Source organism: Pseudacidovorax sp. DMC4, assembly GCF_056314265.1.
This window is the reverse complement of the sequence record NZ_JBQUYR010000002.1, coordinates 318,618-343,894: the sequence shown is the minus strand read 5'-3', so window position 1 is coordinate 343,894 and position 25,277 is coordinate 318,618. Positions and strand designations below refer to the sequence as shown.

The following is a 25,277-nucleotide window of genomic DNA, read 5'->3' as shown; positions in this document are numbered from 1 at the left end:
GGCCCGCCACCGCTTGCGCGGGCAATCAGGCGCCGGCCTTGGCGGCAGCCACCTGTGCGGCGACTTCGGCCGCAAAGTCGTCGACCTTCTTCTCGATGCCTTCGCCGACGACGTACAGGGTGAAGCCCTTCACGGTCGTGGCCTTCTCCTTGAGCATCTGCTCGACAGTCTGCTTGTCGTTCTTGACGAAGGCCTGGTTGAACAGCGAGACCTCCTTGAGGTACTTCTGCACGCCGCCTTCGATGCGCTTGGCCACGATGTCGTCGGGCTGGGGCTTCTTGCCGGCAGCTTCAGCGGCCTTGCGGTCTTCCTCAGCCTTGCCGGCGGCCACGGCGCGTTCCTTCTCGATCAGCTCGGCGGGCACGTCGTTGGCCGACAGGGCGACCGGCTTCATGGCGGCCACGTGCATGGCCACATCCTTGGCGGCCGTGTCGTCACCTTCGTACTCGACAACCACGCCGATGCGGGTGCCGTGCAGGTAGGAAGCCAGCTTGGCGCCGTTGTCGAAGCGCTTGAAGCGGCGGATCGACATGTTCTCGCCGATCTTGCCGATCAGGCCCTTGCGCACGTCTTCCAGCGTGGGGCCGAAGCCGTCCTGGCTGTATTCCAGGGCGCCCAGGGCGGCCACGTCGGCCGGGTTGTGCTTGGCGACCAGTTGCGCCGCGGCCTGGGCCATGGCGATGAAGCTGTCGTTCTTGCTCACGAAGTCGGTTTCGCTGTTGACTTCGATCAGTGCGCCGACGGTACCTTCGATGCTGACGGCGACCACACCTTCCGCGGTGATGCGGGCGGCGGCCTTGCCGGCCTTGCTGCCCAGCTTGACGCGCAGCAGTTCTTCGGCCTTTTCCATGTTGCCTTCGGCCTCGGTCAGGGCCTTTTTGCACTCCATCATGGGGGCATCGGTCTTGGCGCGCAGCTCGGCGACCATGCTTGCAGTAATTGCTGCCATGTCTTAACTCCGTAGATCGTTTTCAGTAGCCAGAGGAACGAAAAAGGGGCCACGAAGCCCCTTCTCCGGACCGCCTTGGAAATCAGGCCGAGGCGGAAGCGTTGTCTTCGACTTCGACGTATTCGTCGCCTTCGCCTTCGGCGACGGCCTTGACCACGTCATTGACGGCATTGTTGCGGCCTTCGATGACAGCGTCGGCCATGCCACGTGCGTAGAGGGCGACGGCCTTGGAGGAGTCGTCGTTGCCGGGGATCACGTAGTCGATGCCTTCGGGCGAGTGGTTGGAGTCGACCACGCCGATCAGCGGGATGCCCAGCTTGCGGGCTTCGGACACGGCGATCTTGTGGAAGCCCACGTCGATCACGAAGATGGCGTCGGGCAGGGCGTTCATGTCCTGGATGCCGCCGATGTCCTTCTCGAGCTTCTCGATCTCGCGGGTGAAAGTCAGCTGTTCCTTCTTGGACATGCCTTCGAGGCCGGCTTCCTGCTGGGCCTTCATGTCCTTGAGGCGCTTGATGGAGGTCTTGACCGTCTTGAAGTTGGTCAGCATGCCGCCGAGCCAACGCGTCTCGACGAAAGGCATGCCGGCGCGGCGGGCTTCGTCGGAGACGATTTCACGGGCTTGGCGCTTGGTGCCGACAAACAGGATGGTGCCGCGATTGGCAGCCAGCTGCTTGGCGTACTTCTGCGCGTCCTGGAACATCGGCAACGACTTTTCCAGGTTGATGATGTGGATCTTGTTCCGGTGGCCGAAGATGAACGGCGCCATCTTGGGGTTCCAGAAACGGGTCTGGTGGCCGAAGTGGACGCCGGCTTCCAGCATCTCACGCATGGTGGTGGACATTGCAGTTCTCCAAAGGTTGGGTCTTGAATCCAGCCCGCATATCGCATCCGGCAGCAGGGCCGGGTGGCGAACACCTTGAATGGGCTGGTTCGCGGATGAATTCCGCCGGCGGACCAGACAGCCGTACCGCTGCGTTGGGCCCTGCCCGGCATGCAGAAAGACAGCCGGGACCGACGAAACCGTGGGAGTGTATCACGTGCCCTCCCCTCCTCGACGGCAGCGCCCCGCCACGTGGCCGCCCGGCCAGGCCTTGCCGATCGACGCATGACGGCAGCTGACTCGCTTCTCCGCAGATCCGGTCAGGCCCGCGTCCGCCAACAGCCGGCAACAAACGTTGCCTGAACTATGCTCCGCGCATCGGCTGACCGCGCGCGGCGTGCCCTGCCCTCCTCTGCTCTCCAATGAAAATCGCCATCGTGGGCGCCGGGATCATCGGCGTCACCACTGCCTGGGAACTGGCCTGCGACGGCCACGACGTCGCCGTCTTCGAACGCCGCCAGGCGGCCGCCGAGGAATCGAGCTTCGCCAACGCCGGAGTCGTCGCCCCCGGCTACGTCACACCGTGGGCCGCGCCGGGCATGCGCATGAAGGTGCTGCGCTCGCTGCTGTCGGCCCATGGCGCCATCAAGCTGCGCTGGCCGCTGCACCGCCGCGACCTCGCTTTCATGCGCGCCTGGCAGAAGGCCTGCCGGCTCGAGACCTACCTGGCCAACCGCGGCCGCATGCAGCGCCTGGCCTTCTACAGCCGGCAGCGCCTGCACGGAATCGTGGAAAGCCGCGAGCTGGCCTATGAGCGCAGCGATGGCTACCTCGTCCTGCTGCGCGGCGCGCGCGAACAGAAGCTAATCCAGCCCGGCCTGGACGTCCTGCGCGAAGCCGGCGCCGCCTTCGAAGTGGTCGACGCCGATGCCGCCCGCCGGATCGAGCCCGGCCTGGCCGAAGGCACGGCCCTGGCCGGTGCCATCCACCTGCCCCAGGACGAGGTCGGCAACTGCCGGCAGTTCGCGCTGCTACTCAAGCGCGAAGCCGAGGCCCTGGGCGCCGAGTTCCATTTCGGCTGCGACATCGCGCCGCTGTCGGCTGCGCATCCGCGTTCGCTCAGCCTGGCCTCCGGCTCCGAGTCGGTGGCATTCGATGCCATTGTCGTCTGCGCCGGCCTGGGCGCCGTCCCGCTTCTGGCGCCCCTCGGACTGCAGATCCCGCTTGCACCGGTGTACGGGCACTCGATCAGCGCACCGATACGCGAGCCCTTGAATGCACCGCGCAGCGCCGTGATGGACGAGCGCTTCAAGGTGGCCATCTCGCGGCAAGGCCAGCGGGTGCGCGTGGCGGGTGGCGCCGAACTCGGCGGCGAGCCCGGCCGCATCCATCCAGCGGCGCTGCCGACGCTCTTCAAAGTGCTGCAGGACTGGTTTCCGGGGGGCGTCAATCTGAGCGCAGGCATGCAGCAGTGGAAGGGCGCGCGCCCCATGCTGCCCGACGGACCGCCGATCATCGGCCCGAGCGGCGTTCCCGGCGTATGGCTGAACCTGGGCCATGGCTCCAGCGGCTGGGCGCTGTCATGCGGCAGCGCACGCGTGCTGGCCGATCTGGTGGCTCACCGCGAGCCCGAGGTGGACATCGACGGCCTGGGCATGGAGCGCCTGCTGCGGCGCTGACCCGCGCGGGTTCAGGCATGCTCGCGCCATGCACCGCCTGGACCTCACCCTGCCCCATCCGCTGCACGGCGTCGCCGCATCGCGGCACATCGAACGAGCCGCTGCCGCCCACCTTCCTGCGCACACGCTCATGCGGCGTGCCGGCGCGGCGACGGCACGCCTGGCCATGGCCCTGGCCCCGCACGCGCGCTGCATCTGGATCGCCTGCGGCCCCGGCAACAACGGCGGCGACGGCTTCGCGGCGGCGCTCGAACTGGTGCGGCGCGGTCGGCCGGTGACCGTCACCTTCGACGGGGATGCGCAGCGACTGCCCTCCGACGCGCGCGACGCCTTCGACCGTCTGTGCGCGGCCGGCATCCCCCTCGTCCCTGAGGCACCCGTGCACTTCGACCTGGCCATCGACGCGCTGCTCGGCCTGGGCGCCTCGCGAGCGCCGGGCGGCCGAATGCGCGATCACCTTCGCATCATGCAGACCAGCGGCGCGCCTGTGCTGGCGGTCGACCTGCCCAGCGGCCTGGACGCGGACACGGGACGGTCTGCGGCCGATCCGGGCATTGCAGGCCCGGGCCAACGCCACTGCCTGAGTCTGCTCACGCTCAAGCCCGGCCTGTTCACGGCGCAGGGCCGCGATGCGGCGGGCGTGGTGTGGTTCGACGACCTGGGGGCTGACCGAACCAGTGTCCCGCCGGATGCCCGACTGCCTGGGCGCCCGGCACGTGCCTCGCGCCCGCACGACAGCCACAAGGGCAGCTTCGGCGACGTCGCGGTCATCGGTGGCGCCCCGGGCATGACCGGCGCTGCGTGGCTCGCGGCCACCGCTGCGCTGCATGCGGGCGCAGGCCGTGTGTTCGTGGGGCTGCTGGACGACGAAGCGCCCTCGCCCGCGGCCGACGATGCGCTCATGCGCCGCAACCCTCGGTCACTGGCGCTTGACCGGATGACGGTGGTCTGCGGGTGCGGGGGCGGCGTGGCCGTGGACGCGCTCCTGCCCGAGGTGCTCGCCCACGCAAAGTCGCTGGTGCTCGATGCCGATGGCCTCAACGCCCTCGGGCGCCACCCGGGTTGGCGCGAACTGCTGCAGAAACGAGCGCAGGCCCATCGGGCCACCGTGCTCACGCCGCATCCGCTCGAAGCCGCAAGGCTGCTGAAGACCGACACCCAGGCCGTGCAGGCGGATCGTCTGACCGCGGCAAGCCAGCTTGCGCACGCCTTGGGCTGCACCGTCGTGCTCAAGGGCTCCGGCTCGGTGATCGCGAGCCCCGATGACTGCCCCCGCATCAACCCCACGGGCAACGCACGGCTGGCCACCGGCGGCACTGGCGACGTGCTGGCGGGCATGGTGGGCGCGGCCCTGGCATCCGGCCTCGATCCGCAAAGCGCCGCGACCCAGGCCGTGTGGTGGCACGGAGCGGCCGCGGACGGCTGGCTCGCCGACCGTCCGTTCAGCGCGTCGCAACTGGCGCGCCATGCCGGCCTCGGACTGGCGCTGCCCGCCTGACGCGCATGCTCGTCAGCCGCGACCGACGAACGGCATCTTGGTGGCCATCACCGTATGGAAGAGCACATTGGCCTCGAGCGGCAGATTGGCCATGTAGAGCACCGACTGGCCCACGACGTTGACGTCCATCGTCGGCTCGATCGCGATCTCTCCATTGGCCTGCGGCACGCCGCGCTGGAACTTGGCAGCCATCTCGGTGAGTGCATTGCCCACATCGACCTGGCCCACCGCGATGTCGTACTTGCGGCCATCCAGCGCAGCTGTCTTGGTCAGGCCGGCCACTGCATGCTTGGTGGCCGTGTAGGCCATGGAGTTGGGCCGCGGCGTGTGGGCCGAGATGGACCCGTTGTTGATGATGCGCCCGCCCCGCGGCGACTGGTCGCGCATGGCGCGGAAGGCGCGTTGCAGGCAATAGAACATGCCGTTGAGGTTGATGTCGACGACGCCCTTCCATTGCTCGGGCGTCCAGTCCTCGAAAGGACCGGGCGGGTTGCTCACGCCGGCATTGTTGAAGAGCAGGTCGACCCGGCCGTAACGCTGCAAGGTGGCGGCAAACAGCGCATCCACCGATTCGGGCTGGGTCACATCGGTCGGTACGGCGAAGACGCGCTCGCCCGCGCCAGACTCATCGGCCACGGCCTCCAGCGGCTCGGGACGGCGGCCTGCGAGCACGACGCTCCAGCCGTCGGCCAGCAGGGCCAGGGAGGCGGCGCGACCGATGCCGGAGCCGGCGCCAGTGACGATCGCGATGCGCGGCGCGCGGGCCGCAGGATTGGAACTCTTGTCGGTCATGGAAAGGAACCCGGCCACCGGCCGCATCGCCGGGACGATGCAGGAAGCCGATGGCCTTTCGGGTGGAGTCTCAGGGTGAAGGAAAAAGCTCAGGGACGCGGCGGACGGCGCTTCTTCTTGATCTTGCCAGCCGCCTTCTTGACGGCCGATTTCAGCGCCTGGATTGGCGACGCCGGCAGGTTGCCCTCGTGGCGCGACGAATTGGACGCCGCACGCTGGCGCGACTGCCGCTTTTCCGACGCCTTGACCGGCACGCCCTGCGCTGACACGCCCTTGTCGCGCATGGCGCGGGCCGTCAGGTCCTCGCCCTCGCGCACCAGGCGGAAGTCGATCTTGCGGCCGTCCAGGTCGACGCGGCTCACCTGCACCCGCACGCGGGTGCCGATGGAGTAGCGGATGCCGGTGCGCTCGCCGCGCAGTTCCTGCCGCGCCTCGTCGAACTTGAAGTACTCGCCGCCCAGCTCTGTGATGTGCACCAGGCCTTCGACATACATCGCGTCCAGCGTGACGAAGATGCCGAAGGTCGTGGCCGCGGTGACCACGCCGCCGAACTCCTCGCCCAGGTGCTCGCGCATGTACTTGCACTTGAGCCAGGCTTCGACGTCGCGGCTCGCCTCGTCGGCACGGCGCTCGTTGGCGCTGCAGTGCAGGCCGGCGGCCTGCCAGGCCTGCGTTTCCTTCGTCTGCGCCGCCGGCAGCTTGGCCGGCGCCTGCGTCGGCGCCTTCACGCGCGAGGCGAGCCGTTTGGCCAGCTTGGCATGGGCCTCGCCCGGCGTGGGCAGCACCGGCAACTGGTAGCGCGCGCCATCGAGGATCGCCTTGATCACGCGGTGCACCAGGAGGTCCGGATAGCGCCGGATCGGGCTGGTGAAGTGAGTGTAGGCGCCGTAGGCCAGACCGAAGTGGCCGCTGTTGATCGGCGTGTAGATCGCCTGCTGCATCGAGCGCAGCAGCATGGTGTGGATCTGCTGCGAATCCGGCCGCCCCTTGGTCGCCTCGGCGATGGCCTGGAACTCGGAGGGATGCGGCTCGTCGGTGATCGACATGCCCACGCCCATGGCCCGCAGGTAGTTGCGCAGGATCTCCTTCTTCTCGGGTGTCGGGCCTTCGTGCACACGGAACAGGCCGGGGTGCTTGCTCTGTGCGATGAAGTCGGCACTGCAGACGTTGGCGGCCAGCATGGCCTCTTCGATCAGCCGGTGGGCCTCGTTGCGCGTGCGCGGCACGATCTTCTCGATGCGTCCCGATTCGTCGCAGACGATCTGCGTCTCAGTGGTCTCGAAGTCCACGGCGCCGCGCTTGCTGCGCTGCGCCAGCAGGGCGCGGTACACGTCCGCCAGGTTCAGCAGGTCCTGCACGCGCTCCTTGCGGCGCGCCGCTTCGGGGCCGCGCGTATTGGCAAGGATCGCCGCCACCTCGGTGTAGGTGAATCGGGCGTGGCTGTGCATCACGGCCGGGTAGAACTGGTAGGCCTCGATCTCGCCTTCGGCCGTGATCACCATGTCGCACACCATGCACAGGCGGTCGACGTCCGGGTTGAGCGAGCACAGGCCGTTCGACAGCTTCTCCGGCAGCATCGGGATCACCCGCCGCGGGAAGTACACGCTGGTGGCGCGGTCGTAGGCGTCGATGTCGATGGGGGAGCCGGTCTTCACATAGGCGCTGACATCGGCAATGGCGACCAGCAGGCGCCAGCCGGTCTTCGCGGTCTTGCCACGGCCGATCTTCATGGGCTCGCAGTACACCGCGTCGTCGAAGTCGCGCGCGTCCTCGCCGTCGATGGTGCACAGGGGAATATCACGCAGGTCGATACGGTGGCGCCGGTCGGTGGGCCGCACCTTGTCGGGCAGCGCCTTGGCCTCGGCCAGGCACGCCTCGGAGAACACATGGGGCACACCATACTTGCGCACCGCGATCTCGATCTCCATGCCGGGGTCGTCGATCTCGCCCAGCACCTCGGCCACGCGACCCACAGGCTGACCGAACAGGGCTGGCGGCTCGGTGAGCTGCACCACGACCACCTGGCCCGTCTTGGCGGTGCCGGTGGCGCCCTTGGGGATCAGCACATCCTGGCCGTAGCGCTTGTCCTCAGGCGCTACCAGCCAGACGCCTCCTTCGTTCAGCAGCCGCCCGATGATCGGCTGCGCAGGGCGTTCCACGATCTCGACCACCCGCCCTTCCGGGCGGCCCCGCCGGTCGGTGCGCACGATGCGCGCTTTGACCCGGTCCTTGTGGAGCACCGCCCGCATCTCGTTCGGTGGCAGATACACATCGGCTTCCCCGTCGTCGCGCTGAACGAAACCATGGCCATCACGGTGACCTTGCACCGTTCCTTCGAACTCTTCCAACAAGGGGTTGGCAACTGCGGGATTTTTGATATGATCTCCTTCTTTCCTGAAACGCACACAAATTTTTGACGTTAACCCCTCTAGGGTACGACAGAAATTGGCCCAGGTGGCGGAATTGGTAGACGCACTAGTTTCAGGTACTAGCGAGTAACATCGTGGAGGTTCGAGTCCTCTCCTGGGCACCAACACAAAGCCGCCGGCAACCCCGGCGGCTTTCTTATTTGTGAGAGCCATTGCTGCTCCGCAGACGTCCAGCCTCCCCGCGCGACGCCAGTCGGAATGGATCAGCAAGGATTTTTTGGCAGTCAGTTGCACAACACATCTGATCGCTGATATGATCGCAGGCTTTCCTGAAACGGATATGTTCTTCGCGAAAGCGATGAATATTGAGCCCAGGTGGCGGAATTGGTAGACGCACTAGTTTCAGGTACTAGCGAGTAACATCGTGGAGGTTCGAGTCCTCTCCTGGGCACCAAGACACAGCAAAAAGGCCACCTCCGGGTGGCCTTTTTGTTTTGGCGCGCCGGGTAGAGGACAAGGAGGCTGCGCCTCCCGGTCCTGCTGCGGCCTCAGATGGGAAGCGCCACCAGGTCGTGCCCTTCGGCCGCCACGATGCGCGCCTTGGTGAACTCGCCCACCTTCATCGTCTTGCTGATCTTCTCCGGCGGCAGCAGCCGCACCACGCCGTCGATCTCGGGCGCATCGGCATAGCTGCGGCCTACCCCGCCCTTGCGGCCCAGGCCGGGCGCCGAGTCGACCAGCACTTGCATGGTGGCGCCGACGCGGCGCTGCAGGCGTTGGGCCGACACGACCTCGGCCACTTCCATGAAGCGCGCGCGGCGCGCCTCGCGCTCGGCTTCGGGCAGCATGCCGGGCAGCTCATTGGCCGTGGCGCCTTCCACGGGGCTGTAGGCGAAGCAGCCAGCACGGTCGATGCCCGCGGCGCGCACGAAGTCCAGCAGGTGCTCGAACTCCTCTTCCGTCTCGCCAGGAAAGCCGGCGATGAAGGTGCTGCGGATGACTAACTCCGGGCACATCCCGCGCCAGCGCGCAATGCGCTCCAGGTTTTTCTCGCCGCTGGCCGGACGCTTCATGCGCCGTAGCACGTCGGGATGGCTGTGCTGCAGCGGCACATCCAGGTAAGGCAGCACACGGCCTTGGGCCATCAGCGGCACGACCTCGTCGACGCTCGGATAGGGGTACACGTAGTGCAGCCGCACCCAGGCGCCGTACGGCTCGGCGATGTCACCCAGCGCAGCGACCAGGTCGAGCATGCGCGTGCGCACCGGCTTGCCATCCCAGAAACCAGTGCGGTACTTGATGTCCACGCCGTACGCCGAAGTGTCCTGGCTGATCACCAGCAGTTCCTTCACGCCGCCCTCGAAAAGGGCCTTGGCTTCCTTCAACACGTCGCCGATGGGCCTTGAGACGAGGTCGCCGCGCATCGAGGGGATGATGCAGAAGGTGCAACGGTGGTTGCAGCCCTCGCTGATCTTCAGGTAAGCGTAGTGGCGCGGCGTGAGCTTGATGCCCGCCGGCGGCACCAGATCGATGAATGGATCGTGCGGCTTGGGCAGGTTGGCGTGGACGGCGTCCATCACCTCCTGCGTGGCATGCGGGCCCGTGACGGCCAGCACCGAGGGATGCAGTTCGCGCACCATGTTGCCGCCGCTGCCGCCCGTCTTGGCGCCCAGGCACCCGGTGACGATCACGCGGCCGTTCTCAGCCAGCGCCTCGCCGATGGTGTCCAGGCTTTCCTTGACCGCGTCGTCGATGAAGCCGCAGGTATTGACGATCACCAGGTCAGCGCCCTGGAAGGTCTTGGAGGTCTGGTAGCCCTCGGCGCTGAGCTGGGTGAGGATCAGCTCGGAATCGGTCAGGGCCTTCGGGCAACCGAGGGAGACCATACCGATACTGGGTGCGCGCTTCGGCTCGTCGGTGATCGTTGGGGTGTTCATTGGCAGGACTGATATGTAGCTACGCGCGTGTTGTCGGACCCGCGCCCAACCAGAGGAATGGGCACGCAGCGGCATGCGGCCTACGCGACCCGCTGGGCCGCGGAGCACGGGCTGCGGCGAACGAATCGCTGACGTTGCAGGATGAAGGGCTGTTGGCCTGCCACCACTGGCACGTCAGGCCGGGCACGCAGGGGTGTTGCGGGGCCACCGTCGAGTCTGGGAGGTGCAGGCTGCGTCCCTGGCTTTGGCCGAAGGCCACACCGACTCTTGCGGATCGAGCCCTTCCAGGCCACGGCCCATAGGGCCCGAATTGTAGATGCCGGAACCACTTGGCACCGCCTTGGCAAGGAGCCCCACCCGCAGCACCCCGCCCCTCCACAGCCTGGCACCGACGCCTTGGGGGTCTTGGCCCGCGCCGCCCTACCATGTCATGCATATTGAAGCGAGCGCGCAGCGAATGCAGCCAATCCCACCCCGGCTAGTGGTCCGACATCTTCAATCGCCCCGCTCCGGCCCGCACGCGCTCCAGCTCGACCGCGGCGAATGTGTCGCGATAAGAGGGCGCTCCGGCTCCGGCAAATCAGTCCTGCTGCGTCTGATCGCCGACCTCGATCCCCCCAGCGGAGGCACGGTCGAGCTGGACGGCCGGCCGCGCGAGCAGTTCAGCGGCCCGCAGTGGCGCCGTCGGGTCATCTACCAGTCGGCGGAGCCTGCCTGGTGGGCGCCCACGGTGGGTGACCATTTCGACGCTGCTCAGCGCTTGCGCATTGTGCAGATGGTTGAGGCACTGGGTCTGCCGCAGACGTCGCTCGACGCCGAGGTTCTCCGCTTGTCCACCGGCGAAAGGCAGCGATTGGCTCTCCTGCGATCACTGGCCCGTGAACCTGCCGTGCTGCTGCTGGACGAGCCCACGGCCGCACTGGACGCCGAGTCGACACAGGCCTATGAGGACCTGCTGCGCCGGCAATGCGGGCAGGGGCTGGCGATCCTCTGGGTGACACACTCGGACGAACAGGCACGCCGGGTGGCGGCGCGCTCGCTTTTGATCGATGGCGACTGGACACCTTCTTCGACGGCATTGCCCTGCACCGGCCGGGCGTCGAGGCCCAGCTGGCGCTCGGCCTGCCCATGAAGACGGCACTGCAAGCGTTGGTCCGCCCGTCCATCCGACGCGGGATCATTCCGATCATCAACCAGATGTCTGCCGCCGGCATCATCACCCTGCCCGGCATCATGACCGGGCAGCTGCTTGCTGGGATGGATCCCATCGACGCGGCGAAGTACCAGATCGTTCTTCTGCTGCTGCTCACGGGAGCGGGCGGACTGGCCTGCGTGGGCGCTGTCCTCATGGCAGCCCGAATGATCTCGGACGACCGGCAACGGCTGCGCATCGACCGACTCAGTCCAGCCAAGCCCACACGATCAGTGCCGGCCGGAAAAGGCTGAGTTCTCCGTGTCGGCCGGTCCGCCTTGCCAGGCGCGCCTGCGCCGTGGCGCTCCTGATCAGCCGCGAAAGCGCACCCGCACCCGCAGCCCACCCAGCGCGGCCGAGCGGTCCAGCGCCAGTTCCGCGCCATGCAGCTGCGCCACCGAGCGCACGATGGCCAGGCCGAGGCCGCTGCCTGAAGCGCCCGCGTCAGGCGCCCGGTAGAAGCGGTCCCACACCCGCTCGCGGTCCGACTCGGCCAGGCCGGGCCCCGAGTCCTCGACCACCAGCACCACGCCGCCGCCCTCTTGCTGCACCGTCAGATCGACGCGCCCGCCTTCAGGCGTGTACTTGACGGCGTTGTCCACCAGGTTGCGCAGCAGGATGCGCAGCGCATCCACATGGCCTGCCACGCTGACGGCGTCGGCGCGCGCCAACCCAAGGTCGATGCGTCGGGATTCGGCGCCGGGCACGGCATCCGCAATGGCCTCGCGGGCCAGTGCCGCCAAGTCTACCGGCACGGTCTCGCCGCCCGCCGCGGCGTGCGCCTCGTTGCGCGCCAGGGTCAGCAACTGCTCGACCAGCCGCGTCGCCCGGTCGATGCCGGCGGCCAGGCGCTGCACGGCCTGCTCATGCGCCGCCGGATCGCTGGCGCGGCGCAGCAGCTGCACCTGCAGCTTGAGGGCCGCGAGTGGCGAGCGCAGCTCGTGCGCCGCATCGGCCACGAAATGCTTCTGCGCGTCGAAGGCCCGGCGCACCCGCTCGAAGAGCAGATTGAGTTCGGCCACCAGCGGCCGCACTTCCTCGGGCAGACCTTCCTCGCCCACGGGCGAGAGATCGTCGGGCTGCCGCGAGGCCACCTGGCTGCGTACCCGCGAGACCGGCGCCAGCGAGCCACTCACCACCCACCACACGACCAGCATCAGCAGCGGCGCCATCAGCGCCACGGGGGCGACGGTGCGCAGCGCCAGGCTGCCGGCCATCTGCCGCCGCGCCGCCATGTCCTGCGCCACCTGGATGACCAGGCCGCGCGTCTGCATCGACAGCACGCGGTAGGTGGTGCCCCGCGCATTCACCTCGGCGAAGCCCAGCACCGCCAGCTGCGGCAGCAGCGCCTCGTCGGCGGATTCGAAGATGCGCTGGCCGTCCTGCGTCCACACCTGCACGACGAAGTCGAAGTTCTGCTCCGAGGGACCGAGACCACTCACGGCCGCGCTGGGTGGCAGGCCGGAGCGCAGCGACAGCGCCATCTGCTGCATGTGATAGTCGAAGATGGCATCGGCCTCGCGCAGCACGGTGCGATAGGTCACGGCGGCCTGGATGCCACCGGCCAGCACGATGGCCGCCAGCAGGAAGGCCAACAACCGGGCCCGCAGCGAGCGCATCAGCCGCGGGCGATTCATTCCTTCGGGACCATGTAGCCCACCCCCCGCACGTTGCGGATCAGGTCCGCGCCCAGCTTCTTGCGCAGGCCGTGGATGTAGACCTCGACCGCATTGCTGCTGATCTCATCCTTCCAGCTGTAGAGCTTCTCTTCGAGCTGGGGCCGCGAGAGGATAAGGCCAGGCCGGGCGATCAGCGCCTCCAGCACCGCCCATTCGCGGGCCGAGAGCACCATCGGCTTGCCGTCGACCATCGCCTCGTGCGTGGCGGGGTTCAGGCTCACGCCCTTGTGTTCGTAGACCGGCTCGGCCCGGCCGGCGGCGCGGCGCAGCAATGCGCGGATGCGGGCCAGCAGCTCGTCCAGGTCGTAGGGCTTGAGCACGTAGTCGTCGGCGCCGGCGTCCAGGCCCTCGACGCGCTGCTGCACGGCGTCGCGCGCGGTGGTGATGAGCACCGGCATGCGCTGCTTGCGGGCCCGCAGGCCGCGCAGCACCTCCAGCCCGTCACGGCGCGGCACGCCCAGGTCCAGCAGCACCAGGTCGTAGTCCTGCGTGCGCAGGGCCGACTCGGCGGCCTCGCCGTCCTTGACCCAGTCGACGGCGTAATGCTCGGCGCGCAGCAGGTCGAGCACGGCCTCGCCGATCATGAGGTCGTCCTCCAGCAGGAGCAGTCGCATGGCGCAGGCTCAGCGGCGCTCGATGAGCTGGCCGCGCAGCTCGCCGTCGGGATAGCGGGCCGTGTGCAGGTTCACGTACCAGCGGCCGGCCAGCAGCTCGGCCTGCTGCGAGGGCGTGAGGTTGGCCCGGCCCTCGGGGGCGCGGTTGGGCGACGCGTCGATGGTGATGACCGGCGGCGCATTCATGCCGATCAGCGCCGGCCCGTGGAAATGTGCGGCAGTGACCGGGCCGCTGAGGTTGCTGTAGGCCAGACGCCAGCGCAGCAGTCCGGTGCTCTTGTCGAGCACGGCATCGAGCGTACCGGTGCCCATGCTGGCCACGGGCGGCACCTGGTTGCGGCCGTCCATGCGCGTGCTGAAGGCGGCCAGTTGCGGTTCGCGCGGCGGCTGGGGCCGGGGCGCCGGTGTCGGCACGTCCAGCGGCACAGAGGTACAGCCGGCCAGCACGGCGGCCATCAGGCCCAGGCCCAGGAGTCGACGGGAAAGGGGATGCGAGGTAACAGGCATGCGCGCGACCTTATCACTGCGATGCGGCGGGGCCAACGGGGGACGGCGGCATGTCGGCGGCCTCAGGCGGAAGGCGCCGTGTCCACCCCGGTGCCGGGCCGGCGAACACGCGCATGGTCGGGCCTGGCCAGGTCGTAGGTGGTGACGCCGCCGCCCTGCACCTGCCGCTGCAGCCATTCCGGATGCGCGAGCGAGTGGCGCATGTCGCGAAGGCCATCGGCCCAGTGCGCATCTATCGCCAGGCGGGAGAACTCGTAGTCCTTGGCGTCCTGCTCCCATTCGGCGGGCCGATGGATGAGGTGGACGATGTCGATGGGCGCGCTGCGCAGGTGCTGGCACAACGCGCGCAGTCCCGGCTCTTCCAGCATCTGGGGCGGCAGGCGCTCCAGCAGTCCGGCCAGCGCCTGCTGCAGGTTGACGTTGGCACCCAGCACATCGGTGTTGAGCCGGGTGCGGCTGGAGTACTGGATGTCCTTCTGCCGGGCCGTCACCTCGGCCAGCGTGGTCGGCATCGGGCCCACCGCGCTGAACAGGTCGACCTGCAGCACCAGCAGGCGGCGGTTGCGCTCGTGCTCGTCCAGCACGTACTGCAGCGGCGTGTTGGAGACGATGCCGCCGTCCCAGTAGTCCTCGCCATCGATGTGCACCGGCGGAAAGCCCGGCGGCAACGCGCCGCTGGCCATGATGTGTTCCGGCCCGATGCGCACGCGGTGGTTGTCGAAGTACACCGAGTTGCCGTTGCGCACGTTGACGGCACCGACCGACACGCGGATGCCGTCGTCGTTGAGGCGGTCGAAGTCCACCAGCCGCTCCAGCGTGGACTTGAGCGCGGACGTGTCGTAGTAGCTCAGCACGGGTGCCGCGCCGCCCAGCAGCAGCGTCGGATCGACGCGCGGCGAGAAGAAGCCCGGGATGCCCATCGCCACGGCCGCATTGGCGCTGAACTGGGCGAGCAGCCGACGTTCGCCCGCCCAGATGGGCAGTTGCTGGCCCGGCGCCGACGAGACCAGCTGCCAGAACTCGCGCAGCCGCTCGACACGCCGCTCGGGCGGGTTGCCCGCGATCAGCGCCGCATTGATGGCGCCGATGGAGACGCCCGCCACCCAGTCGAGTGCGTGGTGCTCGCTGGACAGGCCTTCATACACGCCGGCCTGGTAGGCGCCGAGTGCGCCGCCGCCCTGAAGCACCAGAGCGCGGACCGTCCGGCCGTCACTGGCCGCCTCGGCTGGCGTGCTGGCCGATGGCTCGGCCGATGTGGATGGAACGGAAGACGGGGTCGGGAGTCGTCGGGAAGCCATGGCCGCATTGGACACCAGCCGCTTGACTGCCAGCCGACCTGGGCCCATCGGTCCAGGCGGGTGGAAGGCGCATGCCACCCGCTGGCCGCGATGCGCCTTCGGCCCCGGCTTCCGGCTCAGTCCAGGCTGGCGCCGGACTCCTTCACCAGCGCCTCCCAGGCCGGCGCGTCGCGCCTGTAGGCAGCGGCAAAAGCCTCCGGCGTAGAGGCCGCCACCGAGAAGCCCATGGCCACGATGCGGGCCTTGACCTCGGGCTGCTCGCACAGCTGCTGCACCTCGCGCGACATGCGTTGCACGATCTCCGGCGGCGTGCGCGCCGGGGCCGCCATGCCGACGAAGCCGACGATGCGGTAGGCGTCCTCGCGCATGCCCTGCTCGGCCAGCGTGGGCAGCTGCGGCAGGATCTCCATGCGCTGCTCGCCCGTCACGCCGATCAGCCGCAGCCGGCCGGTGTCGGCATGCGGCTTGGCGCCCAGCGCGCTGGCGAAGGCCATCTGGATCTGGCCGCCGATCAGGTCCTGCAGCATCAGGGCCTCGCCCTTGTAGGCCACGTGGGCCATGTCGGCATTCTGGCTGCGGCTCATGAAGGCGCCGCCCAGGTGCGCATAGGAGCCGATGCCCCAGGACCCGTACGACACCTTGCTGCGGTTGGCGCGCACATAGGCCAGCAGCTCCTGCGCGTTCCTGGCCGGCACGCTGGGATGCACGGCCAGCACCACCGGCGCCACCGCGACCTGGGACACCAGCGCCAGGTCCTTCTGGGGGTTATAGGGCAGCTTGCTGTAGAGGAACTGGTTGATCAGCAGCGACGTGCTCAGCGCCACGGTGAAGGTGCTGCCATCCGGCGCGGCCTTGGCCACCATGTCGGTGCCCAGGATGCCGCCGGCGCCGCCACGGTTGTCGACCACGATGGGCTGGCCCAGCTTCGGCGCGAGCTTCTCCGACAGCAGGCGCGCCACGATGTCGGTGGCGCCGCCGGCGTTGAAGGGCACGACGAAGCGGATCGGCTTGTCGGGCCAGCTGGACTGGGCCTGCGCCAGGGGCAGCAGGCCGGCCGCACCCACTGCGGCGGTGGCGCGCAGCAGGTGGCGGCGGGTCAGGCCGAAGGGTTGGATCGAGGTCATGGTCTTGTCTCCTTTTCTTGCTTCCACTTGAAATCGCCGGGCAGCTCTCAGCCGTCCCGCAGGTGCACCTTCACGGGCACGGGCGCCAGGGCGGCCTGCAGCGCTTCGCGCGCGGTGTCGGTCCAGTCAGCGCCCAGGTGCACGGCCACGTCGGCCGCGCCCTCGGGCTCGATGCGCACGCGGCCCGCGTCTGCGACCTGCCCCGCCACGATCTGCCGCACCACCGCCACGGCGGCCATCTGCCTCAGCTCGGGCTTGTAGATCTTGCCGACGTTGGTGGTCGGCAAAGCCGGCAGCACTGCCACCCACTTCGGGCGCGCCGGCGGCTCGTCGACGCGGGCGCTGGCGAAGGCCAGCAGCTCGGCCTCCGTGGCCTCGGCGCCCGGCCGCAGCGTGGCGAAGAGCACCGGCAGTTCGCCGGCATAGGCGTCGGGCGCGCCCACGGCCGCGCAGGTCTGCACGGCGGGATGCGCGCCCAGGGCGTCTTCCAGCATGCCGGGGTCGATGTTGTGGCCGCCGCGGATGATCAGGTCCTTGGCACGGCCGGCCAGGTGCAGCAGGCCCTGTTCATCCAGCCGGCCCAGGTCACCCGTGGCCAGCCAGCCATCGGGCGTGAAGGCCTTGGCCGTGTCCCGCGGGTCCAGGTAGCCCGGCAAGACGTTGGGCGACTTGAACAGCACCATGCCGGTCTCGCCCGGCGCCACCTCGCGCTCGCTCGCGCCGCCCTGCGCATCGAGGGCCACGATGCGCACCTGTGCATGCGGCGGCACGAAGCCCACGCAGCCGGCCGGCGCATGCACGCCACGCGGCGTGACGCTGCTGATGCCGGCCATCTCCGTCATGCCGAAGCTCTCGTGCACATGCAGGCCGAACAGCCGCTCGAAGCGGGCGCCGAGTTCGGCCGGCAGCGGCGCCGCGCCGGTGCGGCAATAGGTGATCGAGGAGATGTCCGCGCCTTCCAGCGGCACATTGGCCAGCGCCGCCAGCATGGTGGGCACGGCCGCCAGCACGGTGGGGCGGTAGCGCTCCACCAGCTTCCAGTAGTTGCGCACCACCTCGCGGTTGCGCATCAGCAACGTGGTCGGGATCACGATCTCGGCGCCGGCCGAAAGCGAGGCCAGCGCGCCGGGCAGCACGCCCGCCACATGGAACAGCGGAAAGCCCGCGATGCCCACGTCCGCACTGTTCGTGCCCTGCGTGACCACGCTGGCCCAGGCGGTGAAAACCTGGTTGCCGTGCGTGTGCTGGGCGAGCTTGGGCGCACCCGTCGTGCCGCCGGTGTGGAAGCAGGCCGCCACGTCCTCGGCGGCGATCACGCGACCGCTCACCAGACGGTCGGCCGGCTGGGCCGCCAGCGCCTCATGGAAATGCAGCGCGCCGGGCGGCAGTGCGGGCGCATCCGCCGGCGCCTCGTCCTGCGGCGCCACGCGCAGCACATGCCGCAGGGTGGGCACGCGCGCCTGCAGCCGAATGGCCTTGTCCCAGTAGTCCGCATCCTCGGGCGCGCCGTAGGCGATCAGCGCCTTCGCGCCAGTGGCCTGCAGCAGCGCCACCACCTTGTCCTCGGTCAGCAGCGGATTGAGCGGCTGCACGATGCAGGCCGCCTGACCGCCCCAGTGGGCCAGGTGGTATTCCAGACAGCCGGGCAAAAGCGCCGCCACGGTGTCCGTGGGGCCCAGGCCGAGCGCATGCAGCGCATTGGCCGTCTGGTGCATGCGGGCCAGCAGCTCGGCATAGGTCCAGCGCACCGGCGGCGTGTCGGGGTTGCCGTCGCGCAGGAAGGTGAGCGCCGTCTTGTCGCCGAAGGCCAGTGCCGCGTTGCGGATCAGCTCGTAGGTGCTGCGCGCAGGCAGTGACTCGGCCAGCGGCGTGGCCGCCAGGCGCTCGATGTCGGCCCGGCTGCGCACCAGGAACGGCGCGGCGAGCGGCAGATGCTGCGGCGGCCAGGCCTGGGAGGAAGACGCGGCGGCAGCCATCAGTTCACCGCCACCTGCTTGTCGCGGATCACCTTGCCCCACTTGTCGAAGTCGGTGCGCATGCGGTTGGCCATCTGCGCAGGGGCCTGGTACTCGGCGATGGCGCCAGCCTGAATGAGGCGCTTCTGAATGTCGGGCTCCGCCAGGATCGCCTTGACCTCGCGGCTCACGCGGTCGATGACAGGCTGCGGCGTGCCGGCCGGCGCCAGCAGCCCGCCCCAGGACACGGCGTCGAAGCCCTTGAAGCCCTGCTCGGCCACCGTCTTGACATCCGGCAGTTGCGCGATGCGCTGCGACGAGCCGACGGCGATGGCGCGGAGCTTGCCCGCCTGGATGTGCGGCAGGGCCGCGACCAGGTCGGCATACATCACGGGCACCTGGCCACCCAGCAGGTCGGTCACGGCCGGCGTGCCGCCCTTGTAGGCGATGTGCTGCATGTCGAAGCCGCCCAGGTCCTTGAGCATCTCGGTCGTCAGGTGGCCGAAGCTGCCCGGGCCGGAGCTGGTGTAGTTGAGCTTGCCGCCTTCGGCCTTGGCCTTGGCGATCAGCTCGGGCAGCGTCTTCACGTCGGGCAGCACGGTGGGGTTGACCACCATCACGATGGGCAGGTCGTACACCGTGGCGACGGGCGCGAAGTCCTTGGCCATGTCGTAGCCGGCGCTCTTGTACAGATGCGGCGCCAGCAGCGTCGGCGTGGCCAGCATCATGAGCGTGTACCCGTCCGGCGCGCTCTTGGCGACGAACTGCGCGGCGATGGTGCCGGAGGCGCCGGCGCGGTTCTCCACCACCACCGGCTGCTTCAGGCGCTCGGCCAGCTTCTGGCCCACGAGGCGCGAAGCGGTGTCGGTGGGGCCGCCAGGCGGGAAGGGCACGATCAGCTTGATGGGCTTGTCGGGCCAGGCCTGGGCAACGGCCGGAAGTGCGGCCAGGCCGAGGGCGCCGGCCGCGGCGGCGAGAAGAAGGCGGCGGGCGATGGGTGCGCGGTGGGTCATGGGAATGTCTCCGGGTCCTCGTGGGACCGTGTCGTCAAGGCAGCAAAGGCCGGCGGCCAGCCGGGTGGGATGCCGCCGCGGGAAAGAAGTCAAAGGGCGCCGGACTGCCGCAGCGCCGCGATGCGGTCCGCGTCCAGGCCGAGCAACTCGCCCAGCACGTCGTCGGTATGCTGGGCCAGGCCTGGCGGCACACGGCGCACGGGCACGCGTGCACCGTCGAGGCGGTAAGGCGGTGAGAGCACGGGCACGTCCTGCGCACCGTCCTCGGAATAGCGGGTGAGCAGTCCCGCATCGGCGGTGCGCTGGGACTGCAGCGCCTCCAGCAGGCCCAGCACCTCGCCGCAGGGAATGCCGGCGGCGCGCATGCGGTCCAGCAGCAGCGCGCGCGGCCGCCTGGCGAGTTCGGCGCGCAGCTCGGGCAGCAGCGTGTGGCGGTTGCGCGAGCGCGCGAGGTTGGTGGCATAGCGCTCGTCGGTCGCCATCTCGGGCCGCTCGATCACGTCGGTGCAGAAGCGCTGGAACTGCGTGTTGTTGCCCACGGTGATCACCACCGGGCCGTCTTGCGCATCGAACACACCATAGGGCACGATGGACGGATGCGCATTGCCGTACTTGGGCGGGTCGCCGCCCTGCAGCAGCGCCTCCATGCCGTAGTAGGCGGTGATCATCAGGCCGCAGTCGTACAGCGCCATCTCCACATGGCGTCCCTGGCCGGTGCGCTGGCGGTCGAACAGCGCGGCCAGGATGGCCTGCGCCGAATACATGCCGGTGAACATGTCCACCGCCGCCACGCCGAACTTGAGCGGGCCCTGCCCTTCCTCGCCGTTCAGCGCCATCAAGCCGGCCTCGCCCTGCACCACCAGGTCGTAGCCAGGACGGGCCTTCTCGGCGCCGCCACGCTCGTAGCCGGTGATCGAGCAATACACCAGGCCCGGGTTCAGCACGCGCAGGTCGTCGTAGCCCAGGCCCATCTTCTCGATGCCGCCGAACTTGAAGTTCTGGATCAGCACGTCGCACTTGGCGGCCAGCTCGCGCGCGAGCTGCTGGCCCTCGGCCGTGCCAAGATCGATGCCGATGGAGCGCTTGTTGCGGTTGGCGCTGTTGAAGTAGCTGGTGTTGCGCGCGCCCACGCGCAGGCCCCAGTCGCGCGTGTCGTCGCCACGGCCGGGATGCTCGACCTTGATGACCTCGGCCCCCAGGTCGCCGAGGGCCTGGGCGCACATGGGGCCGGCCAGCACGCGCGAGAGATCCAGCACTCGCACGCCTTCGAGCGGCAGGCGCATCGTCATGCCGGCACCTCCGCGCTCAGCGCCATGTAGCGCGCCAGGTGGTGGTCCTCGTCGCCGAACTGGTGGCCGATCATGACCAGGCGCTTGGCGTAGTGCGACAGCGGCAGCTCCCACGTCATGCCAATGCCGCCATGCAACTGGATGCTCTCTTCGGCCACCAGGGTGCCGATGCGGCCGATGCTGTACTTGGCGGCCGACAGCGCCTTCTCGCGCGCCAGGCGGTCGCCGCCGTCGATGGCCGCGGCGGCATTGATGACGGCCGAGCGGGCCTGCTCCACTTCCAGCAGCAGGTCGGCCATGCGGTGCTGCAGGGCCTGGAAGCTGCCGATGGGCACGCCGAACTGTTTGCGGGTGCGCAGGTATTCGAGCGTGTCGCGCTTGGCGACTTCCATGGCGCCAAGGGCCTCGGCGCACAGGGCCAGCACGCCCCAGCCGGTGGCGCGCTCCAGAATGGCCGCGCCCTCGCCTTCTGCACCCAGCAGTGCATCGGCGGGCAACTGCACGCCGTCGAGCGTCAGCTCGGCCACGCGGCCGCCGTCGATGCGCGGGCAGTCGCGGCGCATCAGGCCGGGCGCATCGCCGGGCACCAGGAAGAGCGAGAGGCCTTGCGCATCGTCGATGGCACCGCCGGTGCGGGCCGAGACCAGCAGCAGGTCGGCCTGCGCGCCGAGCGCCACCACGGCCTTGGCGCCATCGAGGCGCCAGCCCTCGCCCTGCCGCACGGCGCGCGTCGCCACGCGGTGGGCGTCGTAGTGCGAGCCGGGCTCGTCATGCGCCAGCGCGGCGAGGGTGCTGCCATCGACCAGGTCGGCGACGCGGGCCTGCTGCGCCTCGCTGCCCGCGGCGGCCAGCGCCTGGCCCACCACCAACGCGCCGAGGAAGGGCTCGACCACCAGGCCCTTGCCCAGGCTCTCGAACACCACGGCCACATCGAAGCCGGTGCCGCCGAAGCCGCCCACGGCCTCGGGCAGCAACGCGCCGACGGCGCCGATCTCGGCCAGCTGCGCCCAGTGCGCGCGGCTGAAGCCCTCGTCGCTCTTTGCGATGCGGTCGCGCGCCTCGAAGCCGTACTGGTCGGCGATGAAGCGGTCCAGGGAATCCGCCAGCATGCGGCGGTCTTCGGTGTGCTCGAAGTTCATAGGCCGAGGATCATCTTGGAGATGATGTTCTTCTGGATCTCGTTGGAGCCGCCGAAGATCGACAGCTTGCGGTTGTTGAAGTACTGCGCGGCCAGCGGCGCAGCCTCCTCGGGGCCGACGGCGGGCTCGTCCCAGCCTGCGTGCAGCGCGGCCTCGATGAAGGGCTGCGCATAAGGGCCCATGGCGCGGCGCGCCAGCGAGGAGATTTCCTGCCGGATCTCGGTGCCGCGGATCTTGAGCATGGAGCTTTCCGCCCCCGGCACACCGCCACCGGCCACGGCGGCGATCACGCGCAGGTTGGTGGTCTTCATGTTCTCCAGATCGATCTCGACCTTGGCGAGGCGCGCGGCGAAGAGCGGGTCCTGCGCCAACGGCCGGCCGTTGCGCTGCACCTTGGCGGCGATGCGCTTGAGCTTCTCGAGCGCGGCCACCGAGAAGCCCACGCCCGCGATGTTGGTGCGCTCGTAGGTCAGCAGGTACTTGGCATAGGTCCAGCCCTTGTCCTGCTCGCCCACCAGGTTGGCAGCCGGCACGCGCACGTCGGTGAAGAAGACTTCGTTGACCTCGTGTTCGCCGTCCAGCGTGATGATGGGCCGCACCTCCACGCCGGGCGAATCCATGTCCACCAGCAGGAAGCTGATGCCCGACTGGGCCTTGGCCTCGCGGTTGGTGCGCACCAGGCAGAAGATCATGTTGGCGTGGTGGCCCAGCGTGGTCCAGGTCTTCTGACCATTGACCACGTAATGGTCGCCGTCCAGCACGGCCGTGGTCTTGACCGAGGCCAGGTCCGAGCCCGAGCCGGGTTCGGAATAGCCCTGGCACCACCAGTCTTCGCCGCTCAGGATGCGCGGCAGCCAGTACTGCTTCTGCGCCTCGCTGCCGTACTTGATGAGCACCGGCCCGAGCATGTTGACGCCGAAGGGCACGATGCGCGGCGCGCCGGCCAGGGCGCATTCGTTCTCGAAGATGAACTTCTGCACCGCGCCCCAGCCCGGGCCGCCGTACTGCTTGGGCCAGTGGTTGGCCAGCCAGCCGCGCTCGTTGAGGATGCCGTGCCACTCGGCCATGTCCTCGCGCGTCAGGCGCAGCCCGCGCCTGACCTTGTCGGCGATGCGCGCGGGCAGCTTCTCACGCAGGAACTGCAGCACCTCGCTGCGGAAGGCCTCTTCCTCGGCCGTGAATTTCAGGTCCATCGGTGGTCCTTTGGGATGAGCACGGCCCTGCGCCTGCCGGCGCATGAACGCATGCTCGAAAAAAGAAATGAAAGACCGGCTCAGCGCGCCTGGTTCAGGCTCGAGAAGTCGCGGCCCTCGGCCACCAGTTTCTCCAGCAGCGGCGCCGGCTTCCAGAAGAGCGGGTCTTCCTTGGCGAAGCTGCGGATGTCGTCCAGCACTTTCGGCAGGCCGACCATGTCGGCGTACTTCATCGGGCCGCCGCGGAAGCGCGGAAAGCCGTAGCCATAGAGGAAGGTCACGTCCACGTCCAGCGGCCGCAGGGCGATGCCCTCCTCGACCACCTTGGCGCCCTCATTGACCATGGCGGCCATGTAGCGGCGCATGATTTCCTCGGGCGTGAATTTGCGCGGCGTGATGCCCTTCTTCTGCCGTTCGGCGTCCACGATGGCCAGCACTTCGGCGTCCGGCTGGCCGGTGCGGGCGCCTTCGGGGTACAGGTAGAAGCCGCGGCCGGTCTTCTGGCCGAACCAGCCGCGTTCGCACACGCGGTCGGCCACTTCCACATAGCGGGCCTTGGGGTCGCGCGTGGCGGCGCGGCGCTTGCGCGTGGCCCAGCCGATGTCGCCGCCGGCCAGGTCGGTCACCTGGAAGGGGCCCATCGGATAGCCGAAGCCGCGCACCGCCTCGTCGATCTCATAGGGGCTGGCGCCGTCTTCCATGATGTAGTCGGCGGCCTGCTTGTAGACGGCCAGGATGCGGTTGCCGATGAAGCCGTCGCACACGCCCGCGCGCACCGGCACCTTCTTCATCTTCCTGGCCAGCGCGAAGGCGGTGGAGACCACGTCGGCGCTCACCTTGGCCGGCACCACGATCTCCAGCAGCTTCATGATGTTGGCCGGGCTGAAGAAGTGCAGGCCGATGACGTCCTGCGGCCGCGAGACGCTGGCAGCAATGGCATCGATGTCCAGGTACGAGGTGTTGGTGGCCAGCACGGCGCCGGGCTTGCAGACGCGGTCCAGCTCCTTGAAGACGGCCTTCTTGACCTCGATGTCCTCGAACACGGCCTCGATGACCAGGTCCACGTCGGCGAAGGCCGCGTAGTCGGTGCTGCCGCTGAAGCGGGCCATGACGGCCGTCTTGGCCTCGGGCGTCATGCGGCCCTTCTTGATCAGGCCGTCGTAGACCTTTTCGACGTTGGCCTGGCCGCGCGCAATGGACGCATCGTCGCGCTCGACCATCACCACCGGCAGGCCGGCGTCCAGCGCCGACACGGCGATGCCCGCGCCCATGGTGCCGCCGCCGACGATGCCCACCTTGTCCAGCTTGCGCGGCTGCGCGGCCTGGGCCTCGGGCACCTTGACCACTTCGCGTTCGGCGAAGAAGGCATGGATCAGGCCGGCGCGCTGTGGGCTGTCGATGCAGGCCATGAAGGCCTGGCGCTCCAGCGTCATGGCCTCGTCGAAGGGCTTGTCGAGTGCGGTCTGAACGGCCTCGACGATCTTGTGTGGCGAGAACAGGTTCTTCGACTTCTTGGCGGTGTCGGCGCGGGCCGCGTCGATGGCGGCCTGCGCAGCGGCCCGATCGGCCAGTCCCTGGGCGTCGCGGGTGCGGCGAACCGAGGCGTCGGCGGCCAGCAGCGCCTGGACATAGGCCAGACCCGCCGCCACGGCATCTTCACCTTCGGCAATGCGATCCACCAGGCCCAGCGACAGGGCCTCCTTGGCCTTGACGTGACGGCCGCTGAGCATCAGCTCCAACGCAGCCGCGGCACCGATGAGACGGGGCGCCCGCACCGTGCCGCCAGCACCGGGCATCAGGCCCAGTTGCACCTCGGGCAGGCCCAGCTTGGCATCGGGCAGGGCCACCCGGTAGTGAGCGGCGATGGCGATCTCCAGCCCCCCGCCCAGGGCTGCACCGCGCAGCGCGGCGACCACCGGCTTGCTGCAGGCCTCGATGCGGTTGCAGACCTCCGGCAGCGAGGGCGGCTGCGGCGTCTGGCCGAACTCGCGGATGTCGGCACCCGCGATGAAGTTGGCGCCCTGCCCCACGATCAGCACCGCCTTGACGCGCGGTTCGGCGTCCGCGGCCTCGATGGCGGCCAGCAGACCGCGCCGCACCGCGGCCGACAGCGCGTTGACGGGCGGGTTGTCGACGGTGATCTGCAGGATCTCGCCCTGGATCTGGTGGCGGACGGCGTCGGCGGGGGTGGCGGGGGTCGATGTCATGAGGCGGCTGTCTCCGGGAA

At 69.1% G+C, this 25,277-nt stretch carries 20 protein-coding genes and 2 tRNA genes; 6 read left to right on the top strand and 16 right to left on the bottom strand.

Annotated elements, in window-relative coordinates; all coding sequences use genetic code 11:
- Positions 1-25 precede the first annotated feature (25 nt).
- On the bottom strand, positions 26-949 hold the full coding sequence (gene tsf / locus ACT54X_RS05255) for a translation elongation factor Ts (protein WP_294374870.1): 924 nt from the start codon (positions 947-949) through the stop codon (positions 26-28).
- Positions 950-1,031: 82 nt separating this feature from the next.
- On the bottom strand, positions 1,032-1,793 hold the full coding sequence (gene rpsB, locus ACT54X_RS05250; RefSeq protein WP_234194139.1) for a 30S ribosomal protein S2: 762 nt from the start codon (positions 1,791-1,793) through the stop codon (positions 1,032-1,034).
- Between the two features lie 401 nt (positions 1,794-2,194).
- Here rpsB and ACT54X_RS05245 point away from each other — a divergent pair, with 401 nt between their 5' ends.
- Both ACT54X_RS05245 and ACT54X_RS05240 read left to right on the top strand, forming a co-directional pair.
- Positions 2,195-3,451, top strand: a complete 1,257-nt coding sequence (locus ACT54X_RS05245; protein WP_476345425.1) for a D-amino acid dehydrogenase — start codon at positions 2,195-2,197, stop codon at positions 3,449-3,451.
- A 28-nt stretch (positions 3,452-3,479) separates the two neighbouring features.
- Entirely contained in the window at positions 3,480-4,949 is a 1,470-nt protein-coding gene (locus ACT54X_RS05240; protein ID WP_476345423.1) for an NAD(P)H-hydrate dehydratase, read from the top strand.
- A 12-nt stretch (positions 4,950-4,961) separates the two neighbouring features.
- On the opposite strand, the gene ACT54X_RS05235 is transcribed toward ACT54X_RS05240, so the two are convergent.
- Both ACT54X_RS05235 and rnr read right to left on the bottom strand, forming a co-directional pair.
- Complete coding sequence (locus ACT54X_RS05235; RefSeq protein ID WP_294374856.1) at positions 4,962-5,741, bottom strand: SDR family oxidoreductase; 780 nt, start codon at positions 5,739-5,741, stop codon at positions 4,962-4,964.
- 89 nt (positions 5,742-5,830) lie between these two features.
- Complete coding sequence (gene rnr / locus ACT54X_RS05230) at positions 5,831-8,146, bottom strand: ribonuclease R (protein ID WP_476345420.1); 2,316 nt, start codon at positions 8,144-8,146, stop codon at positions 5,831-5,833.
- 43 nt (positions 8,147-8,189) lie between these two features.
- Between rnr and ACT54X_RS05225 the strand changes: the two genes are divergently transcribed.
- Together ACT54X_RS05225 and ACT54X_RS05220 are read left to right on the top strand one after the other, a co-directional pair.
- A tRNA-Leu gene (locus ACT54X_RS05225) sits at positions 8,190-8,274 on the top strand.
- A 205-nt stretch (positions 8,275-8,479) separates the two neighbouring features.
- Positions 8,480-8,564: transfer RNA gene (locus tag ACT54X_RS05220), tRNA-Leu, on the top strand.
- Between the two features lie 94 nt (positions 8,565-8,658).
- On the opposite strand, the gene rimO is transcribed toward ACT54X_RS05220, so the two are convergent.
- A complete protein-coding gene (rimO, locus tag ACT54X_RS05215) occupies positions 8,659-10,047 on the bottom strand; it encodes a 30S ribosomal protein S12 methylthiotransferase RimO (RefSeq protein WP_476345418.1) in 1,389 nt (462 codons plus the stop codon).
- Positions 10,048-10,477: 430 nt separating this feature from the next.
- Between rimO and ACT54X_RS05210 the strand changes: the two genes are divergently transcribed.
- Positions 10,478-11,179 carry an ABC transporter ATP-binding protein gene (locus ACT54X_RS05210; protein ID WP_476345416.1) on the top strand — a complete coding sequence of 234 codons (702 nt, stop codon included), beginning with the start codon at positions 10,478-10,480 and terminating at the stop codon, positions 11,177-11,179.
- Positions 11,104-11,493, top strand: a complete 390-nt coding sequence (locus ACT54X_RS05205) for an ABC transporter permease (RefSeq protein ID WP_476345657.1) — start codon at positions 11,104-11,106, stop codon at positions 11,491-11,493. Before ACT54X_RS05210 ends, ACT54X_RS05205 begins: the two co-directional genes overlap by 76 nt.
- Positions 11,494-11,550: 57 nt before the next feature.
- Here ACT54X_RS05205 and ACT54X_RS05200 read toward each other — a convergent pair whose 3' ends face one another.
- The 11 genes from ACT54X_RS05200 to ACT54X_RS05150 all read right to left on the bottom strand — a co-directional run bounded on the left by ACT54X_RS05200 (position 11,551) and on the right by ACT54X_RS05150 (position 25,257).
- Positions 11,551-12,876: an ATP-binding protein gene (locus tag ACT54X_RS05200; protein WP_294374846.1), complete on the bottom strand. Its 1,326-nt coding sequence runs from the start codon at positions 12,874-12,876 to the stop codon at positions 11,551-11,553.
- A complete protein-coding gene (locus tag ACT54X_RS05195; protein ID WP_294374843.1) occupies positions 12,873-13,532 on the bottom strand; it encodes a response regulator in 660 nt (219 codons plus the stop codon). The genes ACT54X_RS05200 and ACT54X_RS05195 overlap by 4 nt, the downstream gene beginning before the upstream one ends.
- A 9-nt stretch (positions 13,533-13,541) precedes the next feature.
- Positions 13,542-14,039: a CHRD domain-containing protein gene (locus ACT54X_RS05190; protein ID WP_294374839.1), complete on the bottom strand. Its 498-nt coding sequence runs from the start codon at positions 14,037-14,039 to the stop codon at positions 13,542-13,544.
- A 62-nt stretch (positions 14,040-14,101) separates the two neighbouring features.
- Positions 14,102-15,337: a patatin-like phospholipase family protein gene (locus tag ACT54X_RS05185; RefSeq protein WP_476345413.1), complete on the bottom strand. Its 1,236-nt coding sequence runs from the start codon at positions 15,335-15,337 to the stop codon at positions 14,102-14,104.
- 116 nt (positions 15,338-15,453) lie between these two features.
- On the bottom strand, positions 15,454-16,461 hold the full coding sequence (locus tag ACT54X_RS05180) for a Bug family tripartite tricarboxylate transporter substrate binding protein (protein ID WP_294374833.1): 1,008 nt from the start codon (positions 16,459-16,461) through the stop codon (positions 15,454-15,456).
- Between the two features lie 47 nt (positions 16,462-16,508).
- A complete protein-coding gene (locus ACT54X_RS05175) occupies positions 16,509-18,437 on the bottom strand; it encodes an acyl-CoA synthetase (RefSeq protein ID WP_476345411.1) in 1,929 nt (642 codons plus the stop codon).
- A complete protein-coding gene (locus ACT54X_RS05170) occupies positions 18,437-19,429 on the bottom strand; it encodes a Bug family tripartite tricarboxylate transporter substrate binding protein (RefSeq protein WP_476345409.1) in 993 nt (330 codons plus the stop codon). The genes ACT54X_RS05175 and ACT54X_RS05170 overlap by 1 nt, the downstream gene beginning before the upstream one ends.
- An 89-nt stretch (positions 19,430-19,518) precedes the next feature.
- Positions 19,519-20,718: a CaiB/BaiF CoA transferase family protein gene (locus ACT54X_RS05165; protein WP_476345408.1), complete on the bottom strand. Its 1,200-nt coding sequence runs from the start codon at positions 20,716-20,718 to the stop codon at positions 19,519-19,521.
- A complete protein-coding gene (locus ACT54X_RS05160; RefSeq protein ID WP_476345406.1) occupies positions 20,715-21,857 on the bottom strand; it encodes an acyl-CoA dehydrogenase family protein in 1,143 nt (380 codons plus the stop codon). The genes ACT54X_RS05165 and ACT54X_RS05160 overlap by 4 nt, the downstream gene beginning before the upstream one ends.
- On the bottom strand, positions 21,854-23,050 hold the full coding sequence (locus tag ACT54X_RS05155) for an acyl-CoA dehydrogenase family protein (protein ID WP_476345404.1): 1,197 nt from the start codon (positions 23,048-23,050) through the stop codon (positions 21,854-21,856). Before ACT54X_RS05155 ends, ACT54X_RS05160 begins: the two co-directional genes overlap by 4 nt.
- Positions 23,051-23,130: 80 nt before the next feature.
- The gene (locus ACT54X_RS05150; protein ID WP_294374821.1) at positions 23,131-25,257 is read right to left on the bottom strand and encodes a 3-hydroxyacyl-CoA dehydrogenase NAD-binding domain-containing protein; all 2,127 of its coding nucleotides are present in this window, start codon (positions 25,255-25,257) and stop codon (positions 23,131-23,133) included.
- Positions 25,258-25,277 lie beyond the last annotated feature (20 nt).

What these genes read in the sequence shown, in the direction of transcription:
- tsf (WP_294374870.1), bottom strand. Translation starts at nt 949, where the DNA reads ATGGCAGCAATTACTGCAAGCATGGTCGCCGAGCTGCGCGCCAAGACC.
- rpsB (WP_234194139.1), bottom strand. Translation starts at nt 1,793, where the DNA reads ATGTCCACCACCATGCGTGAGATGCTGGAAGCCGGCGTCCACTTCGGC.
- ACT54X_RS05245 (WP_476345425.1), top strand. Translation starts at nt 2,195, where the DNA reads ATGAAAATCGCCATCGTGGGCGCCGGGATCATCGGCGTCACCACTGCC.
- ACT54X_RS05240 (WP_476345423.1), top strand. Translation starts at nt 3,480, where the DNA reads ATGCACCGCCTGGACCTCACCCTGCCCCATCCGCTGCACGGCGTCGCC.
- ACT54X_RS05235 (WP_294374856.1), bottom strand. Translation starts at nt 5,741, where the DNA reads ATGACCGACAAGAGTTCCAATCCTGCGGCCCGCGCGCCGCGCATCGCG.
- rimO (WP_476345418.1), bottom strand. Translation starts at nt 10,047, where the DNA reads ATGAACACCCCAACGATCACCGACGAGCCGAAGCGCGCACCCAGTATC.
- ACT54X_RS05210 (WP_476345416.1), top strand. Translation starts at nt 10,478, where the DNA reads ATGCATATTGAAGCGAGCGCGCAGCGAATGCAGCCAATCCCACCCCGG.
- ACT54X_RS05200 (WP_294374846.1), bottom strand. Translation starts at nt 12,876, where the DNA reads ATGAATCGCCCGCGGCTGATGCGCTCGCTGCGGGCCCGGTTGTTGGCC.
- ACT54X_RS05195 (WP_294374843.1), bottom strand. Translation starts at nt 13,532, where the DNA reads ATGCGACTGCTCCTGCTGGAGGACGACCTCATGATCGGCGAGGCCGTG.
- ACT54X_RS05190 (WP_294374839.1), bottom strand. Translation starts at nt 14,039, where the DNA reads ATGCCTGTTACCTCGCATCCCCTTTCCCGTCGACTCCTGGGCCTGGGC.
- ACT54X_RS05185 (WP_476345413.1), bottom strand. Translation starts at nt 15,337, where the DNA reads ATGGCTTCCCGACGACTCCCGACCCCGTCTTCCGTTCCATCCACATCG.
- ACT54X_RS05180 (WP_294374833.1), bottom strand. Translation starts at nt 16,461, where the DNA reads ATGACCTCGATCCAACCCTTCGGCCTGACCCGCCGCCACCTGCTGCGC.
- ACT54X_RS05175 (WP_476345411.1), bottom strand. Translation starts at nt 18,437, where the DNA reads ATGGCTGCCGCCGCGTCTTCCTCCCAGGCCTGGCCGCCGCAGCATCTG.
- ACT54X_RS05170 (WP_476345409.1), bottom strand. Translation starts at nt 19,429, where the DNA reads ATGACCCACCGCGCACCCATCGCCCGCCGCCTTCTTCTCGCCGCCGCG.
- ACT54X_RS05165 (WP_476345408.1), bottom strand. Translation starts at nt 20,718, where the DNA reads ATGACGATGCGCCTGCCGCTCGAAGGCGTGCGAGTGCTGGATCTCTCG.
- ACT54X_RS05160 (WP_476345406.1), bottom strand. Translation starts at nt 21,857, where the DNA reads ATGAACTTCGAGCACACCGAAGACCGCCGCATGCTGGCGGATTCCCTG.
- ACT54X_RS05155 (WP_476345404.1), bottom strand. Translation starts at nt 23,050, where the DNA reads ATGGACCTGAAATTCACGGCCGAGGAAGAGGCCTTCCGCAGCGAGGTG.
- ACT54X_RS05150 (WP_294374821.1), bottom strand. Translation starts at nt 25,257, where the DNA reads ATGACATCGACCCCCGCCACCCCCGCCGACGCCGTCCGCCACCAGATC.